The sequence below is a fragment of the Neobacillus sp. KR4-4 genome, from assembly GCF_042136325.1.
Classification (GTDB): Bacteria; Bacillota; Bacilli; order Bacillales; family Cytobacillaceae; genus Neobacillus.
Genome location: NZ_JBHHJU010000018.1, coordinates 48,124 through 65,550, shown reverse-complemented (window position 1 = coordinate 65,550; position 17,427 = coordinate 48,124). Strand labels below are relative to the sequence as shown.

14 protein-coding genes are annotated in these 17,427 nt (G+C 39.1%); 4 read left to right on the top strand and 10 right to left on the bottom strand.

Annotation, left to right across the window (positions count from 1 at the left end; genetic code table 11):
- Positions 1 to 337: 337 nt before the first annotated feature.
- A complete protein-coding gene (locus ACE198_RS17810) occupies positions 338 to 1,447 on the top strand; it encodes an FtsZ/tubulin family protein (RefSeq protein WP_375376496.1) in 1,110 nt (369 codons plus the stop codon).
- A gap of 47 nt (positions 1,448 to 1,494) precedes the next feature.
- On the opposite strand, the gene ACE198_RS17805 is transcribed toward ACE198_RS17810, so the two are convergent.
- From ACE198_RS17805 to garR, 5 genes are all read right to left on the bottom strand, one after another.
- Positions 1,495 to 4,158, bottom strand: a complete 2,664-nt coding sequence (locus ACE198_RS17805; protein ID WP_375376495.1) for an SGNH/GDSL hydrolase family protein — start codon at positions 4,156 to 4,158, stop codon at positions 1,495 to 1,497.
- A gap of 502 nt (positions 4,159 to 4,660) precedes the next feature.
- Entirely contained in the window at positions 4,661 to 5,281 is a 621-nt protein-coding gene (locus ACE198_RS17800; RefSeq protein WP_375376494.1) for a DUF2238 domain-containing protein, read from the bottom strand.
- Positions 5,282 to 5,439: 158 nt separating this feature from the next.
- Positions 5,440 to 6,759: a gluconate:H+ symporter gene (locus ACE198_RS17795; RefSeq protein WP_375376493.1), complete on the bottom strand. Its 1,320-nt coding sequence runs from the start codon at positions 6,757 to 6,759 to the stop codon at positions 5,440 to 5,442.
- A 187-nt stretch (positions 6,760 to 6,946) separates the two neighbouring features.
- Positions 6,947 to 8,383 (bottom strand): four-carbon acid sugar kinase family protein, encoded by a 1,437-nt coding sequence (locus ACE198_RS17790; protein ID WP_375376492.1) that lies wholly within the window; start codon positions 8,381 to 8,383, stop codon positions 6,947 to 6,949.
- Between the two features lie 3 nt (positions 8,384 to 8,386).
- The gene (gene garR / locus ACE198_RS17785) at positions 8,387 to 9,280 is read right to left on the bottom strand and encodes a 2-hydroxy-3-oxopropionate reductase (RefSeq protein WP_375376491.1); all 894 of its coding nucleotides are present in this window, start codon (positions 9,278 to 9,280) and stop codon (positions 8,387 to 8,389) included.
- Between the two features lie 310 nt (positions 9,281 to 9,590).
- On the opposite strand from garR, the gene ACE198_RS17780 reads away from it, so the two are divergent.
- The gene (locus tag ACE198_RS17780; protein ID WP_375376490.1) at positions 9,591 to 10,211 is read left to right on the top strand and encodes a GntR family transcriptional regulator; all 621 of its coding nucleotides are present in this window, start codon (positions 9,591 to 9,593) and stop codon (positions 10,209 to 10,211) included.
- A 61-nt stretch (positions 10,212 to 10,272) separates the two neighbouring features.
- On the opposite strand, the gene ACE198_RS17775 is transcribed toward ACE198_RS17780, so the two are convergent.
- Entirely contained in the window at positions 10,273 to 11,109 is an 837-nt protein-coding gene (locus tag ACE198_RS17775) for a class II fructose-bisphosphate aldolase (protein WP_375376489.1), read from the bottom strand.
- 125 nt (positions 11,110 to 11,234) lie between these two features.
- Positions 11,235 to 12,092 (bottom strand): dimethylarginine dimethylaminohydrolase family protein, encoded by an 858-nt coding sequence (locus tag ACE198_RS17770; RefSeq protein WP_375376488.1) that lies wholly within the window; start codon positions 12,090 to 12,092, stop codon positions 11,235 to 11,237.
- A gap of 194 nt (positions 12,093 to 12,286) precedes the next feature.
- Here ACE198_RS17770 and ACE198_RS17765 point away from each other — a divergent pair, with 194 nt between their 5' ends.
- A complete protein-coding gene (locus ACE198_RS17765) occupies positions 12,287 to 13,159 on the top strand; it encodes an RNA-guided endonuclease InsQ/TnpB family protein (protein WP_375376487.1) in 873 nt (290 codons plus the stop codon).
- A 291-nt stretch (positions 13,160 to 13,450) separates the two neighbouring features.
- Here the strand turns inward: ACE198_RS17765 and ACE198_RS17760 are convergent, their stop codons facing one another.
- Both ACE198_RS17760 and ACE198_RS17755 read right to left on the bottom strand, forming a co-directional pair.
- On the bottom strand, positions 13,451 to 14,092 hold the full coding sequence (locus tag ACE198_RS17760; protein ID WP_375376486.1) for a response regulator: 642 nt from the start codon (positions 14,090 to 14,092) through the stop codon (positions 13,451 to 13,453).
- Positions 14,092 to 14,892, bottom strand: a complete 801-nt coding sequence (locus ACE198_RS17755) for a sensor histidine kinase (protein ID WP_375376485.1) — start codon at positions 14,890 to 14,892, stop codon at positions 14,092 to 14,094. Before ACE198_RS17755 ends, ACE198_RS17760 begins: the two co-directional genes overlap by 1 nt.
- A 183-nt stretch (positions 14,893 to 15,075) precedes the next feature.
- Between ACE198_RS17755 and ACE198_RS17750 the strand changes: the two genes are divergently transcribed.
- A complete protein-coding gene (locus ACE198_RS17750) occupies positions 15,076 to 15,702 on the top strand; it encodes a YcnI family copper-binding membrane protein (RefSeq protein WP_375376484.1) in 627 nt (208 codons plus the stop codon).
- 293 nt (positions 15,703 to 15,995) lie between these two features.
- Here ACE198_RS17750 and ACE198_RS17745 read toward each other — a convergent pair whose 3' ends face one another.
- Positions 15,996 to 17,420, bottom strand: coding sequence for a hypothetical protein (locus ACE198_RS17745; RefSeq protein WP_375376483.1), 1,425 nt, complete (start codon positions 17,418 to 17,420; stop codon positions 15,996 to 15,998).
- Positions 17,421 to 17,427 lie beyond the last annotated feature (7 nt).

Genomic DNA, 17,427 nt, shown 5'->3' with positions numbered 1-17,427 from the left:
AGGGTTTAGTAGAATCATGTAAGTTGATGAGAAATCTATCTGATTTTGTTAAAAGATAGGGTATTTCCTGCGAAATAATAAATTATTTTCGACATTCTTCTTGTCTATTTTGCTGAGGGAATTCATATATATCAGTACTTGTAGAGGTTTTAACCAAACGTTTGGATAGTATAGCCTAAATGGTTTTTTGACGAAAGAGTGTCGGTTCGCGGCGTTGGCCAAGATCATGGGGACAGTTTTCATGACCCTCCACACCAAAATAAACACCATTTTTAAAATGAAAAGTCTAAATTCATAAAACTTGAGTATTATCATATTAGGATAAGGAGGCGATCTGGTGAAATCAATTGGAATCTTGGGTGTAGGTCAAGCAGGCGGAAATATAGCTGAGATAGCAACAACCTTGGGCTTTCAAACCGCCCTAATCAACACGAACCAACGTGATGGGATAGTAAACACGAGGGTGGAAAGAAAGTATTTTGTCCCTGGTTATAATGGTGCTGGTCAAGATAGATCCATAGGATTAAGAGCTGTTAAGGAAAATTATCGAGAGTTGATTGACTTTGTAAAGGGGTCCTTTAAGAACATAAGGCTGTTATTGGTGGCCTTCTCGACCGACGGTGGTACTGGATCAGGTATGAGCCCTTTATTAATTGAGATGTTATTAGATCACCTGCCAGGTGTTAACGTTGGGGCGATTGCTATTTTACCTGAGCGAAACGTGTTAGCTGGAAACCGAATCAATGCTTCTGAATGTATTGAAGAGATTTCCAAAATTGAAGCGATCTCTTCAGTATTTCTAGTAGACAATGATCAGATGCGTAAGCTTAACCCACAGTCAAGTAAACATCTAATCTACCTTTCTTCGAATCAACAAGTCATGGAAGCCATTAACAATGTCCTGCGAGTCACAAATAAGAGTTCTTTTTATGGTAACTTTGATGAGTCGGACCTTATGAATATTCTTAATACCAGAGGAGTAACGATCATCTCTTCTGCCACGATCACAGACGCGAAGACGATGTCTGACGCATCTAGAGAAATTCACCAATCTTGGATTAACTCCATATTCTGTCCTGTTGAATCAGCAGGTGTCATTCGAGCTGGTTTAATCTATGAAGGACCAGAGAATATGTCGAAGCTCATTAATATACCATCAATCTTTGAAAGGATTGGAGAGCCCTTACAATTATTCGAAGGAACATATTTCTCAGAAACCGACCCTACGATAACAACCATTCTAGCGGGCTTTTCCTTCCCAACCCGGCGTCTGCTATCACTAGAGGATTCCCTCGAAAAGAACAAAGATCGTTTACAAAACCTAGTCATCAAGGAACAAAGTCAGCGGTATGAGTCTAAAGTATCTTGGGCATCCGGCCTAAAAGCAAAAAAACCTGATAAACAGGCAGGACCAGTGGCGTCCAAGTTTCCAAAGAACCAGAAATAACGAATCATGCAAAAAGACGAATCCGTGTGGATTCGTCTTTTTTTGACTTATAAAAACGGGTAGATAGCATTTGCGTATGCCATTGCCCCTTTATTGTTAGGATGACCCATTGAAGCTCGTTTGCAGATTTCAAAGTCTAATCCCGTACAGCCAGCTTCAGTGCAAGAGATCAGCCGATCAGCAGCGATCAAATCTTGTGGGGACATATCTAAATTAATTCCGAATAAATAAGGATCTTTGGTAAGTGCAGAGTGTTCAACACCAATATTTGGATCGGCAAAGAAAAAACGTTTTTCGCCCGGCAAGGTAGCATTTGTTTCATCAACAGCTTGTTGGAGGAACAATTTTGACTCGGTAGCCAGCTGCAGGCTTCTCGCATGGATTTTCTGCAGGTGATGTTCAGTCAAAAATCCAGCAACAACACCGCCAGGCAGCCCCTCAGTTGCAATTCCTAAAGCGACAAGTAAAACTTCTACCGCGCTTAAATCACTGTGTTCAGAAACAGGGGGATAGTATCCAGTTACAATTACCTTGGCATTTGGAAAGGTAGTTGCCACTTTAGTAAATAACGTTTTACTATTTTTAAGAAAGTGTGTCCGATGAAGGGCACTCAAATCATCATTAATAAAAGGATTCAGGACGGTTCGCATATTAACATCATTGATTCCTCCATCCATAATGATAAGATCTACCTCAGTTGGTTCCCCGACAAATAGATCACACTGCTGTAGGATGGTCGGGTAAGAAACAGGCACTTCTCCATCTACTGCTGGAGTGTTTGTATGATCATTTACTCCAATCGTTGCCCCAGAATGGGCAAGCACTTGGGTATAGAATCCGATATTTCCATTTCGGGCTTTAACGGCATTGCCGACGAGGGAATAGTGCTTTTCATGTTCTGTTAAGCCTTGACCCCAAGATACTGAATCACCAATGACAAGCATATGAAAGGTATCCAATACTAAATTGAGGGTGTTAGATGGCGTTCCATCTGATAAAATCACGCGCGCTGCCGCATGCTCACCTGATGGGTTTTCTTCGATTGTAGATGGTCTAATCAATGTGAACTCCAGCTGGGTAGGGCTTACCAACGTAACATCTGGCATATCTTGATCATTGATCCGAACAATGGCATTTTCTGAAAATCCACTGCCTATTAATGTTACCTTTTTCCCTGGCTTGACTCGCATCTGTTTATTTTCTTTATTATCTTGCTGAACAGAGTCGACTTTAGGTTTAATATACAATGAGGCTTTATTGGATAATGTTCCATCCGATTGTTTTACCTGAATTGTGTGCTGCCCCCCTCTTATAAAAGGAACCGAAAATTGCAGGGAAGTATCACTGTAAACGTTTGTTGGCACAGGTGAACCATCGATTAGCACGACATCCGATTTCGTAAAACGTGTGCCTTTTAATGTTACGCTTTCCGCTGCATAAGCATAGGCGGGAGTTGCTTCAAAAATTGCCGGTTCTAGTAATTTTCTGCGGAAGTCATCGGCATCAATGACACGCATACTTACTGGATCTGGGAGTTTACCGCCATTATAGCCGCTCGCGCCTTGACCGGAGTAGGCACCATCAGGACCTCTTGAGCCAGCGGTTCTTGGTCCAGGTCCACAAACGGCACCAAAGTTTGCTTTAAGCGAATCTCCAACTGGTCCTCCAGCACCGCCTGAACCCGGATAACCAGGCTGGCCTCCAGCTCCACCGCGGCCGCCATCCACGGTTATGTAAAAACCTTGAAGATATTGATTAATCACGTTCTGAGGGGCATAAAAAGAAAGCTTTCCACCGTACCCGCCATTGCCTCCATCTCCGCCCGGACCTGCATTTCCTCCAGCTCCTCCGTTGCCGCCTGCCCCTGCCCCTGACTTACAGAATCCTGACCAGTCTAATTGGGCAGGTTTTCCTTTTCCTCCTTGGCCGCCATTCCCGCCGTCCTGACCAGAACCACCGGTGATTCCATCCTGTCCCCTTAAATCAAAAGCAGGACGTCCAATCAAATCAAGAACCCATAATTCTAATTCAGGTGCACTATTTCCATCCGGGCCTCTGCCGCCTTTGACACCATGTATACCATTTGTCCCTGTAATGCCTACTAGTGTAGTCGAAGTTGGTGCTTGAGGTGGTGTCCCAGGTTTCCCAGGTTTAGCGGGACTAAATTTACTTGGCCTTTCCCATGTAAACGTAACATTTTGGCCAATCGTAATTTTTTCTGCAATTAAAATAAGATAACGCTGAGGCTGCTTTAGAACCACTGTTGTATTGTCCTGTAAATTGATTTCTGTTGCTACCCAATAAGCGGTATCTACATTAATCTGTGTGGTAATACCTTGTACGGAAGCAGCAGTTACTGTTTTAGATGGTAATGGGACTGCTTTCAAAATAGTGGCCTGGCCTCCAACAGGTTGAAGTACGGGTGTGGTTGCCGAATTCGTTACTTTATACGCCGACTGGAAGTATGCCTGTGTGGTCGCGGCCGCTAAATTAGGATCAGGCTTTGTAAGTCCTGCTTGAGGTATTAAATTACCTGATAAATTAAGTGTTCCAAGGGATGATAGGGAAGTAATTCCCACGGATTCTAGAACTGCCTTGTGATACTGTAATCGGTCCTGGCTTGAACTTGTGGCTGAAGTGATGGTGTTAGAACTAATGGAAAAGGATTTTCGAGCAATTGGGATAAATTGTGTTCCTAGAGTTGTAGACATGTGATTCCTCCTGAGATAAACAATGTGTAGGCGTTTATCATCCAACAAACCAATGAATTACCTAGTGACCCTTAAAATCACCCAGTATTTCTTTTACTACAGAGACATTAAAAGTTGTGAAGGACTTGATAAAAACCCGATTAACAATATATTTGAGAACCAATAAAACTAGACCAATATTTTAGTGAAGGTCTATTTAACATAAAGGTTGATAAACCAAACAAGTCAAATGAAATCAGGAAGAAATTCATAAGGGGGAAGAATCGACGAGATAGCTGCGGAAATATGCTGTATATCAAGGCTAGGGGAAAGGAAGAGTTTAAGACAATCTTTTTATGTGTGGAGTGAGATAAATCTAGTAATGGTATGTGCTGAGACCAATTTTAATTAAACGTTTGGTTAGTTTCGAAAAGGAGGGGTTTTAATAGAATAATGGAAGTTTGTAAGGAACCAATCTTGTCATACATTAAGGGTGGCGTCCTTTTATGTAGATTCCAACTCATTATCTAGGTTTTTTTAATCCTTTATAAAGGATCTTTGTGAAAAAAAGCGAAAGAATGGAACCTGCTAATAAAAATGTCATATCCCACTGGGCGTCCCATATGTCTCCTTGCATGCCTAAAAAATCTTTTGTGGCTTTCCCTTCTTTCCCTATTTTTGTACTTGCCCACTCGATGATTTCGTAGAAAGCCCCGATTGCTAGTGTTATACATAGAGCAATAAAATTTGTCATTTTACTTTTTAATAAAGCTGTTTTCCTTAATAATATCTCTAGGATAACTATGATCATAGACCCCTTAAGGAAATGACCAAACCGATCATAGTGGTTTCTTTTTAAATCAAAATAATCTTTCATCCATGTAAAGAGAGGAACTTTGGAATAAGAATAATGCCCTCCTATAAACGTTAAAATGACAAGAAGGGTAATAATGACATAGGAAACAGTGGTAAGGCGAAAATGATTATATCTTGATATCAAGAATATTAAAACTAATACGGAAGGTGAAACCTCCATCAACCAGACCATATAACCTTCCTCAGGTTTAATCAGGGACCAAATAAGAATAAGCATCACAACAAATAATAAGAAGAAATGTATCGAATTAGCTTTTTTACGTGACACTCGAATCACTCCATCAGAAAACAAGATGAATATAGTATTTGCTAAAATTCAAAAAATATAGAAAGAGGTATGGGGTGCTAGGTTCCGAAAAAAACAAGCACCCGATTGATATATTGCAAAAAAGGGATTGTTCAGCAGAACAATCCCTTTTTTACATGTTAAATAAACATATCCAAGATTAGGACACCAGCAAGTCCAACTAAAGAAATAATCGTTACCATGATAGACCATGTTTTAATGGTTTTTCCAATGGTTAGATTAAAGTATTCTTTGTAAATCCAGAAGCCTGCGTCATTCACGTGTGAGAAGGTAACACTTCCCGCACCAGCAGCTAGTACCATCAATTCTGGGCTTGCACCAGTTGAAGCGACAAGAGGTGCAGCAATACCAGCGGCTGTCATACCTGCTACTGTTGCAGAACCTACAGCAATCCTTAGGATTGCGGCGATTAGCCAAGTTAGAAGCAGTGGTGAAAGATTAGAGCCAGCCATAAGATCGGAAATATATTTGTCAATGTGGCTGTCAATCAGTACTTGTTTGAACGCACCACCTGCTGCAATGATTAAAAGAATCATACCAATTCCACTTACAGATTCACTAAGAGATTGCATTATTTCCGGCATTTTCTTACCAAGATTTAAACCGAATGTAAAGATGGCTACAATCACAGAAATTAAAAGGGCAATATTAGCATTCCCAATAAAATCAGTTACCGGTGCAATGGCTGATTCAGGGGCAAAAATTTCTACAATCGCTTGTAACGCAATTAAAATAACAGGTAAAAGGGCTGTGAAAAGACTGATTCCGAATTTAGGAAGTTCTTCTTCTTTAAATTTCTTTGGATTAAATAGACCTTTTGGAATTTCAATATCTAACGATTCTTTTTTAAATAATTTTGTATAAACGGGACCTGCAAGAATAAAAGCAGGAATTGCAATGATGATTCCCAAAATCATCGTTAAACCGATATTTGCACCGAAAACGTTTGCAACCGCAGTTGGACCTGGGTGCGGAGGCACAAATCCATGCATGGTAATCAGGGCAGCAATTACGGGCATACCAAGATATAGTACTGGCACTCTAGCAGCTGTGGCAATGGTAAATACTAATGGAATTAAAACCACAACTCCAGTTTCAAAGAATAAGGCGATTCCAACAACAGCGGCCGTAATAACTGCAGCCAGTTGAACTCTTTTTTCTCCGAAGGCATTAATCAAAGTTGTCGCGATACGCTGCGCACCGCCTGAATCGGTCATTAACTTACCAAGAACGGCACCCAAGATAATAATCATGGTAAGATGTCCAAGTGTTCCACCTAGACCGGCTTCAATGGATTCGACTGCCTTAATCGGTGTCATTCCTTCAAGAATTCCTACCGCCAGCGAAACAATAATTAATGATAAGAAGGCGTTTAATTTAAAGGCCATCATTAATACTAATAACAGTGCAACCCCTATAGTAACTGAAATAATTGGCATTTTTTCTCCCTCTTCCCCTTTGTGGTTTCATAAAAGGAGGCCGCATCCGTAAGAGGAGTTCACTCAAACTCTATAATCCGAGTCTTGATGATGGTTCATTCTTGCTGAAAGACGACTATATGATGAGTGTTAACTCCTTACTTCTGGGCCAAACCATTTTTTAGAAAAATTGATTCTTTTTTATTGATTACTTTTTACTTAGCATTTCAACAACTTCTCTTAAATCTGTTTTTGTTCCAACGTTTCCTGGGAAGATAACATAGGAAATTCCCGGGAACTTGCTCTCGCTGCCTGTTGTCCAGACAGGAATTCCAGGCCGGATTTGACCTGCTACTGTTGCTCTTTTCACTTCAAGACCGTTTGTCCCAATATCACTAGAGGTAATACCGCCTTTAGCAATAATATAGGAAGGTCTTACTTCTAACCGTTTTACGATACTTGTAACGGCATCGGAAATTTTGACAGCAAGCTTTAGTTCTTCTTCTTTCTTGCCTTCTCCGAGATCCAGTCTTTCTCTTCTTGTATAAACAGCCACATTTTTTCCTTCAATAATAAGCTTATTGGTGGTTTCTATTACTCTATCAAGTTCAGCTTCGAACTTTTCAGGTTCAAGTAAAAGATGAACATTGAATTCGATAAATTCAACGGCATTAGACTTTTTCAGTTCTTCAAACTGTTCTGTTGTCTTTTTAACATGGGAGCCAATAATGACTAACCCGCCATTGTTGCTATCTTCACTCATGATTTCCTCACGAGTGAGCAGATTTTTATCGCATACGCCTCCGATTACTTTCGTTAGTGCGGCTGCGCTTCTGAACATGAAATTCTTTCCTTTATTCATCGCTCTAATTAAAGCAATGGTAAAGATTTTGACATCCGCATAATCAACTGCATTCACAATGACTTTATTAAAGTTTTCCACTTTCAGAAGCTGCTGTTCAATGGTGTCAATATCTAGTGCACGCAGGCTTTCAAGCGAAATATAGGTCATATTCTCAGCTTGATATTCACCATTAGATTTTTCTTCGGCCCACTCGCCTAAATGTGATTTGGTATAACCGAAGGTGCGGTCTTTCGCAAATTCAGTTTCCCCTGCAGGGACAAGATACTCATCATATTGAACAAAGTGGATATTATCGATTGTGAAGCGTCCGCCTTCTTTAAAGAAGGGAAGGATTACCTCGCCATCAAATCTGTTATCTGAGTTTGCTTCAACCGTTTCTTTTAACACTTGAGTTTCTAGTGGATAATGGCCTCTTAATGTTGAATCACCACGGCTGATAATGGTAAATTTGTGATTGTTTCTTTTTGCTGCCTCCACAATATTAGCGGCAATTTCTTGATGCGCTTTTGTTGTTTCTGCAGCAGTAAATCCACGTGAATTTGTTAAGATAAAGAACATGGAGTTGTCTTCTTGAAAGCCTTTGTCGATACTTTCTAAAGACCAATCTGTATAAACCGAAACTCCATGAACGGTTTGAACTCCGGTTGGGTCATCATCGAGTACGATGATTTTTTTATTTAAATTCTTAAGTTCCTTTTCAATCATTTCATTCACAAGGCTTGTATCAACAGAAGGGATGTTGTTAAAAACTTCTTCTACTAATCTTCTATTTGAATTCATGGATTAAGAACCCCTTACTTCAACATTTGCTAGTTTTTCATAATATTGAACGATACCGCCGTGATCATCCATTAATTTTCCATCCACTTTTAATGCATGGAAGATTTCTAATAGATGGCTTGACAATGGAAGCGGAACGCCAATTTCATGAGCTGTATCCATTACGTTCGTAATGTCTTTCATATTGATGGCAATGGTTCCGCCTGGCGCAAAGTTTCTTTCAAGAATTAATGGAACTTTTGCATCAAGCACTGCACTTCCTGCTAATCCGCCTCTGATTGCTTGATACATTTTTTCAATATCAATTCCAGCTTTAGCTGCCAATACCAGGGCTTCAGACATTGCTGCAATATTCAGGTTTACAATGATTTGGTTAGCTAATTTGGCTGTAACTCCGCATCCGCTGTCTCCAACTAATGTAACCGCACTTCCCATATCGAATAGAACTGATTTTGCCGCTTCGAAGACGTCTTCCTTGCCGCCAACCATGATCGCTAAAGTACCATCAATTGCTTTAGGCTCGCCGCCGCTGACCGGTGCATCCAAAAAGCCAACGCCTCTTTTTGCTGCATCTTCCGCTAGTTCCTTTGAAACAGCGGGAGTAATGGAACTCATATCAATAATAATGGAGCCTTCTTTAGCCCCTGCTAAAATTCCATTGTCACCTAAAACAACAGATTTTACATGTTTAGATGCCGGAAGCATAGTGATGATAATTTCACTGTTTTCTGCTACTTCTCTTGGTGAATGAGCTTTCTTTGCACCCGCTTCCAATAATGTTTGTAAGGCATCTTGATTAAGATCATTGACTGTTAATGTATGTCCTGCTTTAACAAGGTTTAATGCCATAGGTTTTCCCATTATGCCTAATCCGATAAATCCAATCTTCTTTGTCATGCTGTTTTCCTCCTAATGCATTATGTTATGAAATGCTGATACCCGCTTGAAAAATGATTTTCTACTTTTATCATCTTGATTGGGTCATCCGCTTTGAAATTGAAAGTTTGCAAGCAATCGCTTACATCTGTGTTTACGTTTTAAATTGTATACTAAAAAATATTTTTTGTATACATTTTTTATTTAAAATGTATACATTTTATGAATTTCCGTATGCGAAAAGTGAATTTTACTTGTTACTTCAGTGATTTTATTAAAATAATTTGGTACTATGAATATAATTAGAAATTGAAAAACTGGGGTGGATTTTGTGTTTGAAAGTAACAGCTCACGACCGGCGTATCACCATTGTTATGAAATTCTTCGCGATAAAATTTTAAATGGTGAGCTTTCTGGCGGTACTAAGATCGTTGAGGAAAAAATTGCGGCGGAGCTTGGTGTCAGCAGAACACCGATACGAGATTCGATCCGAAAATTAGAATATGAAGGACTAGTAGTGAAAAAGAGAGTGGTAAATCCAACGGAGAAGGATTTACGAAATATGTTTAGTGTCCGGATCTTGCTTGAAGGGTACGCAGCCCGTTGTGCGGCAAACTTCTTAAAAGAACCTGAAATTGAAAAACTATACGAATATGTTGAGATTGGCAGAAAGGGCACCAAAGAGGAAATCATGTCTGCTAATGAAAGTTTCCATAATGATATTGTGCATGCAAGCAATAATCCTGTCATGATTGATATCATCGATCGGATGCAGGCAATTATTTATTTGTTTAGAAAAACGGTTGTTATTTATAATCGTCCGCATCTAATTGATGAGCACGAAGAAATTTATGAAGCAATCAAGGCAAGAGATGGTGAAAAGGCTGAAATCCTGATGAAAAAACACTTAGAAACGGACTTGAACTTTTATCTTCATGTCATGAGTAAATGAGTATCGTTATTATGAAACAAAAGGTGCCCTTAACAACATTTTAAGGGCACCTTTTGTTCTTTTATTTTTTTGATAATAAGCGGACAAATTTTGTCATTACTGGCTCCATTGCTTGCTGCATTTCTGCCATGATCGTAGATAGATGTGCCATTTGTTGCTTTTCGATACATGTTTGAAGGTAAGAGACAGCAGCCATCGAAATTTCTGTATTGACATTTACTTTACAAATTCCCAATTCAATAGCTTTCTTCAGAACATCATCAGGTGTTCCAGAACCGCCATGCAGAACAAGCGGAATCCCAACTGCTTCACGGATTTTTTCTAGAAGAGATAAGTCAATTTTAGGTTCTCCCTTGTACATTCCATGAACCGTACCAATGGCAGCAGCTAAAAAGTCAACGTTTGTTTCAGCCACGAATGATTTGGCAGCTTGAGGATCTGTTAAAGTACCATCTCCTTCTTCTTCGTCAGAGAATGCCCCTCTAGCCACAGAGCCAATTTCTGCTTCAACAGAGACTCCTGCCATATGGGCAATTTCCACAATCTCTTTGGTAAAATGGATATTTTGTGCCAGATCATATTTAGATCCGTCGTACATCACTGATGTGAAGCCAGCTCGAATGGCTCGAACAATGGATTCCTTTTCATAGGCATGATCAAGATGCAGTGCAACCGGAACTTTTACTTTTTCCGCCATTGCTTTGATCATGGCAGCAAAACCTTCAACATAAACTGTAGGAAAATAACGTTCTCCTAAAGCGATAATTACTGGTGTACTTTCGCGCTCGCTTACTTGGATAGCAGCTTGTGCTGTTTCTAAGTTATATACGTTAAAAGCTGCCACTGCATATTTTCCTTGTTGTGCCTGTGTTAACATTTCTTTTGTATTCACTAACATGATTATTTCTCTCCCTTATTTGATAGATTAGGTCGAGAATATTGTATACATTTTTTAGTTTTTTGTATACATTTCATTTCTGTATTCTATTTGTTTCTGTATATTGGTCATTTTTATATTTTCTTTTACGATTCTCGTAAAATAGGAAGGGTGCAACAACGGAAGGAACCGCCAGATTTAATGATTTCTGTGATATCCACCTCAATAACTTCAAATCCCCGGTTACGAAGCTGTTTGTTTACATTCCCATTAACCGGCAGACTAAAAACCCGTTTGTTGCCTATACTTAATACATTTGTGCCCAATTGAAATTGTTCTTCTTGCGAAACCTCAATTAATTCATAGCGTGAAGCAAAAAAATCGATGTCTTTTTTCCTTAAGGCATTTGGGTAAATAAGGGCCACTTCAGGTGAAACGACATTAAATATACAATCTAAATGCAGGTATTTATCTTTAAATGGGATGGTAATGACCTTGAATTGAGTCAACAGACTCTGTAAATGTTCAGCTGCTTTTTGGTCCGTCCGATTGCTGAGCCCCACGTAAATTGTTTCTCGATCAATCACAACATCTCCGCCTTCAATTCGTTCCTCGTATAAATTATAATAAGAGATTTCTTCATCCTCCAGCCATTGTTTTAAAATGTCTTCCTCCCCTGCACGAACATCTGTTGCCATCTTGGCAACAAAGATTGTTTGCCCTAGTGTAAAACCAATATCCCGAGTAAATACTTGTTCAGGATATTTTTTATGGTAAGGCAATAAACTAACTTCGATACCATGTTTCTTCAGTGTTTTGACAAATTCACCGTGCTGTTCGAGCGCACGTTCAATATGGATCCCTTCATTTTTAAAATGCTCTTGCGTTTCATTAATTACTTCGCGGATTGTCATATATTGAGGCTGACAAAGGATTACTCGTCTTAATACATCGTATTCACTCATGCAAAAAGTCTTGTTGTTTGTTATTGGGCTTTCTGTCATTTTTTCGCCCTCCTGTATGCTCTTTTTAATCTAGGTTTTCCTAAACGTTCGTAATTATCAAATAGTGGCGTAAAACCCCTTTCTTCAGAAATGGGGATATAAGCCATATTTTTCTCTTTTTACTATCAATTCCTAATCCATAGTAGTATAATAAGCATGTAGAACATACGTTCTGTAAAGAGGTGAAAAAATAAATGGAACCCCATAAAAAGAACATGAAAGAACAGAAGAAAAAAGAATCGAGAGGTGATATTGTCATTCGGAAATTTCCTCTCCGTTTAACCAGCGAGGAGAAAAGATTAGTCGATTCTTTACGTAAAGAAGTAGCAAATTTGTGGAATGACTGCTTAGATCTCCATTGGTGGCTATATGATGCCTATCAGGTTTGGACAAGTGCATCTGAAAAAAAGCAATGGTACAATGCCACCACTCATAAATTACATTCGCAAGCGATTCAAGCGATCATCGAGTTACATGAAGAAACGTGCAAAAGAACAAGGGAGCTACGGGCAAAAGGCGAGAAACAGTGGCGTTACCCTTGGAAATACAAAAAATTTTTTTCCGTTAAATATAAAAAAGCTGCGATTAAATTAACCGGTAAAAAGCTCAGGTTTAGCAATGGAAAACGACAATCCCCCTTAGTGATCCCTCAACCGAAGCACATTGATTTCCATACGATAAAAAGTGCCGAAATCGTTTGGCACAAAAATCAATATTGGATGCATCTAGCAGTGGAAGTACCAAAACAAAAGCAGGTCCAAGGTAAAAAGGATGCCGGCTGCGATTTAGGAATCATCCATGCGGCCGTTTTAAGTAACGGGAAAATTCACCTCATTGTAACAGGAAGAGAACTTCGCTCGTTACAGCGCTACAGAAACAAAAGGTTGAAAGAGTTTCAAAAGCTGATTAGCCGGAAGAAGCCAGGTTCGAATAAAAGGCATAAACTCATTTTGCGTAAACGCCGTTTTTTAGAAAAACTGGAGCGAGTGGCTATAAAGTGTATCGTGCTACATCAAAAACTGGAACTTACAGTCAAGTTGGCTCCATTACAAGCGGGAGCACAGTAAAATTTACTAATAAGTCATTAAAAAAAGGAAAAACCTATTACTATAAAGTAAGAGCGTATCGCACTATAAACAAGCAAAATTTTTATAGTAATTACTCTGCCATTAAAACGTATAAGCATTAAGGTACCATGGGAACGGTTTCTAGTGGTTATCAAAAGCCTCAATAATAGAAGCAGTTTTTTACATTAATTCCCCACCCATTCATAGGAATTCCGGTATCAGTCTTTTAGCAATAATATCAGCTAGCCCTATCCAAAAGTCGGGTGGATAGGGCTCCTTCTATTGGTCTATCTACTTTGTAATATATTTTAAAGCATATGAAGCAAGTTGTACCCGATTTTCTAGATTTAGTTTTTCCAAAAGGTTTTTCATATGATTCTTTACGGTATTCTCAGAAATAAACAGTTGTTCGGCTATTTGTTTGTTTGTTAACCCTTTTGAAACTAATAGCAGTATTTCTTTTTCACGAGGAGTTAAGGAACTAATGGATGGAGTGTTTTGTAAATCCCGTTCTCTAAATTGATAGAGAAGTTTTCCTGCAAAATCTTTAGCAGTTGTATTAGACCCCTCTATAATAGAGCGTAAGTATTGCAGCCAATCATCCGGATCCATATTTTTCAGTAAATACCCTTGAGCTCCATACTGTATAGCAGTAAATAAATCCTCGATATAATCTGATACGCTTAAAATGATAACCTTTATATATGGGTATCTTTCCTTTATTATTTTCGTTGCCTCTAATCCGCTCAAAACGGGCATATTAATGTCTAGTAATAATATATCTGGAAGCAGTTTTTCACAGAGCTCAATCGCCTCTTTTCCATTCGTTGCCTGCCCCACAATAGAAAATAGAGAATCCCCCTCAAGCATTTCGGTGATGGCAAGACGCGCATGAGGATGATCATCCGCAATTAATATCCGGTAATTTTCCATTATTGTTTCTTGACCCCTTTAATTATTATTTTGCTGCCAAGATTTTTTTCAGAGGAAATAACGATGGCAGCTCCTAATTTGGATACTCCCTCTTTCATCATAAGAAGCCCGTATTTGCTTGGCAAAATTTCATTTTCGAAAAATCCTCTTCCATTGTCCTCTATGATTAGCTTCCATTCATTTGGACGGGTTTTGAAGTGAAGGGATGCACATTTTGCATCGGAATGCTTTCTTATATTTGTGAATGCTTCCTGTATCAAACTAAACAGCTGAACTTCTTCTGCGGGAGTAAAATAGTTTTCATTTATACTAATTGAAAATTTTAGATCTATACCAGAAACCGTATTCCAATCATCCAGCCAACTCTCAATTCTCTTTGATAGAGTAACGTGTTCAGATGGACTAGTCCTTAAATTGTAAATGGCTTGTCTGAGGTTCGAATCAATTGAATTTACTAACCCCTGTGCATCATTAAGTTTTCCCTTTTTTAAGTTAACATTTAATAAAAATAACGTTTGGGCAATGTTGTCGTGTAATTCTTTTGCCAGCCTTTCACGTTCTTCGTATATAGCACGTATTTCACGTTCTGAAGATATGCGATGGTTTTGTTCCTTGATCGTCTTAAACATCCAGTTTGAAAAAGCGAAGGAAACGATAAATGTTAAAATTGTAATAAAATAGTTTCCTGTTTCCATTGACATGCCTTGAAGGAAAGGACCGCTGTGCCGTAAAAACTCAAATCCACCAATAATAATGGTGGGAATTAAAATCGTAATCCATTTAAGATCTCTGTATAACATTGAAAATTCCCCTAAAATTCATGAATTTTTTATTCTAATAGTAACATGAACATAATGTTTAAAAAATCTCTGTCAAAATTATGTCACACTTTTCAAAGAAAATAGCCCTTATGAGTCATATGTAGTACAACCCTGTCTAAGGTAAATTAATATTATCAAGTTCATTATAGGGGGAGCAAAGACATGAAAGTTTTTAAACTATTAGTACCAACCTTTTTAGGATTATTTTTATTTGCAAGTGTTGCAAGTGCTCATGTTTCGGTAATGCCTAAACAATCTACAACAGGTGCGTGGGAAACGTATACAGTTAAGGTACCAGTTGAAAAGGATGTGCCGACAACAAAGGTTACGATTAAAGCGCCGGCAGGAGTGGAAATTAAATCATATCAGCCAGTTCCAGGATGGAAATATTCTGATGAAAAAGATGCGAAGGGTTTTGTAAAATCATTTACATTTGTAGCGACAGGGGAAGGAATTTTGCCAGGTCAGTTCCAACAGTTTACCTTTGTAGGAAAGAATCCAGACAATGCAACAAAAGCAGCTTGGGATGCGTTTCAATATTACAAAGATGGTAGTATTGTAGAGTGGACAGGAGATGAAAGTTCCCAATCTCCACATTCCATTACGGATATTGTAGCAGGTTCAACAGAAGACCATCATGATGCAAAGAATTCGAACGAAGAAACTCAAAAGACTGATAAAGTAGAAACAAAGACGGAAAAAACAAGTGACTCTCTTCCTTTAATCTTATCAGGGCTTGCATTATTACTTTCAATAGTTGCGAGTGTCCTTGCTTTTCGTAAAAAATAAAAATTAGTAACCAAGAGCAGTGGTTTTTAAATGCCTACTGTTCTTTTTTTTACTGCCGATATAGTCGGTGCGGTGAACCGTATCATAAAGATGTGCAGTTTTAAATAAATTTGGGAGAATATTCGAGTAAATAAATTTAGGTTAGTGTATAAAAAGATGGCGACGTCTTAGATACTATAAAAAATTTACAATTTTTCTAGATTAGACATTTTACTTGTGCTCTATTGAAATAGATAAGGGGCACCAAAAAGTAAGTCGAAACTCATTTTTGGGACATCCCCGTCTCACTTCAGTTATTGTTTATCTGTAGCAGTCCATAGAATCGCAGTCGGATTTTGGGCTGTTAAAACTTGTATACCATGCCACTCCATTAAGGATGCTTGCGGTTTATAATCACTGTCGAGCATGAAGGCGCGATTGACATCTTTTACAGTGATTTGGTAGTTCGCAGGTGGATTAATGGCATCGTTTGGATTGGAATCGAACGAAACAGCAATCCCTTGAATGCTCTCAATATCACTGGTGGTTGTTCCTGCAGGAAGTTCCACAGTGGTTGCTGCAGGGTTGTCACGTGTTATTGACCAATCCGGAACGTGATGATTGGAAATGTACAGATTAGGATCTCCTTTCAATTTTATGCCAATCGCTGTTCCTACTCCTGCTGAACCATTCGCTGGTGAAGTCGATTTGTTGAATTCTACATACAGGTAATTGCGTTGATCGGATACTTCCTGCGAATCAGGGTTCGCAATTGGTTCAATTTTTCCTTCACGAATCATTTCCTTTGCCATGACTTGATAGGACCATGGATTTTGATCCATTATGTATTCCCGAGTGCGATTGGAAGGAAGCTCTTGGGAAGCATTTAGGAAGAATCTGTATCCGCTCGTCGAATCTCCAGCCTTTACGGCACTAAAATTGTTATTGCTAGTAGATGTGTACATAAGAGGATGGTCTTGTTCCTTTAAACCGTCAAAATCAACTGTTCCGTGACCAGGTGACTGATACTTTTCCGAAATTACCTTGTGATTTGGATCCAGTTTTACCCGATAAATCCACTCGATATCGGTTGTGCGGCCCCAACGTGCCATTAATGCCGGAGTATTTGTACCGCCATCCTCGTTTGAACAAATCACCGTATATTCAATGGTTATATTTCCATTTGCATCCTTGGATTGGGTATGATACATCATAAGCGGCACATCGGTATAATTATTCTCATAAGCGCCAGGGATGTTTGGCAGATTGCGGCCATATAGGATAGGTGAAAAACGGTAGCCTAGTGCATCCTCAGAATCAGAAGATGCCACGTTTGTATCCATTTTTATAATATTGACCTGTTTCGCTCCTTCTGGAGACTTGTCCAGATTAAGGGAAGCCTTCAATGTATGAACACCCGGATCCACGTGTCCAAGAGCTACCTTGTAAGTGAACTTTTTCTGTCCCATAAAGAGAACAATATCCTGGTTGTATTTTCCATCCAACGTTAACGTGATGACCGCTGATTCCTGGCCCTTCTTGCTCCAATCCACACCCGGAGCGATTGCAGTTAGATCAAGTAGTGCTTCACCTGAAGATGAAACTGTAAATGTTTTCTCAACTTGTTTATTCTCGGATTGGACTTGGGGAATGGACTCTGCCTCAACCAAGTTAAGCGGAATGGAGGCAAGAGAGATTGATAGAGCTAGTCCGGCAGCTAATTTTCTTTTCTTTTTCATTATTACC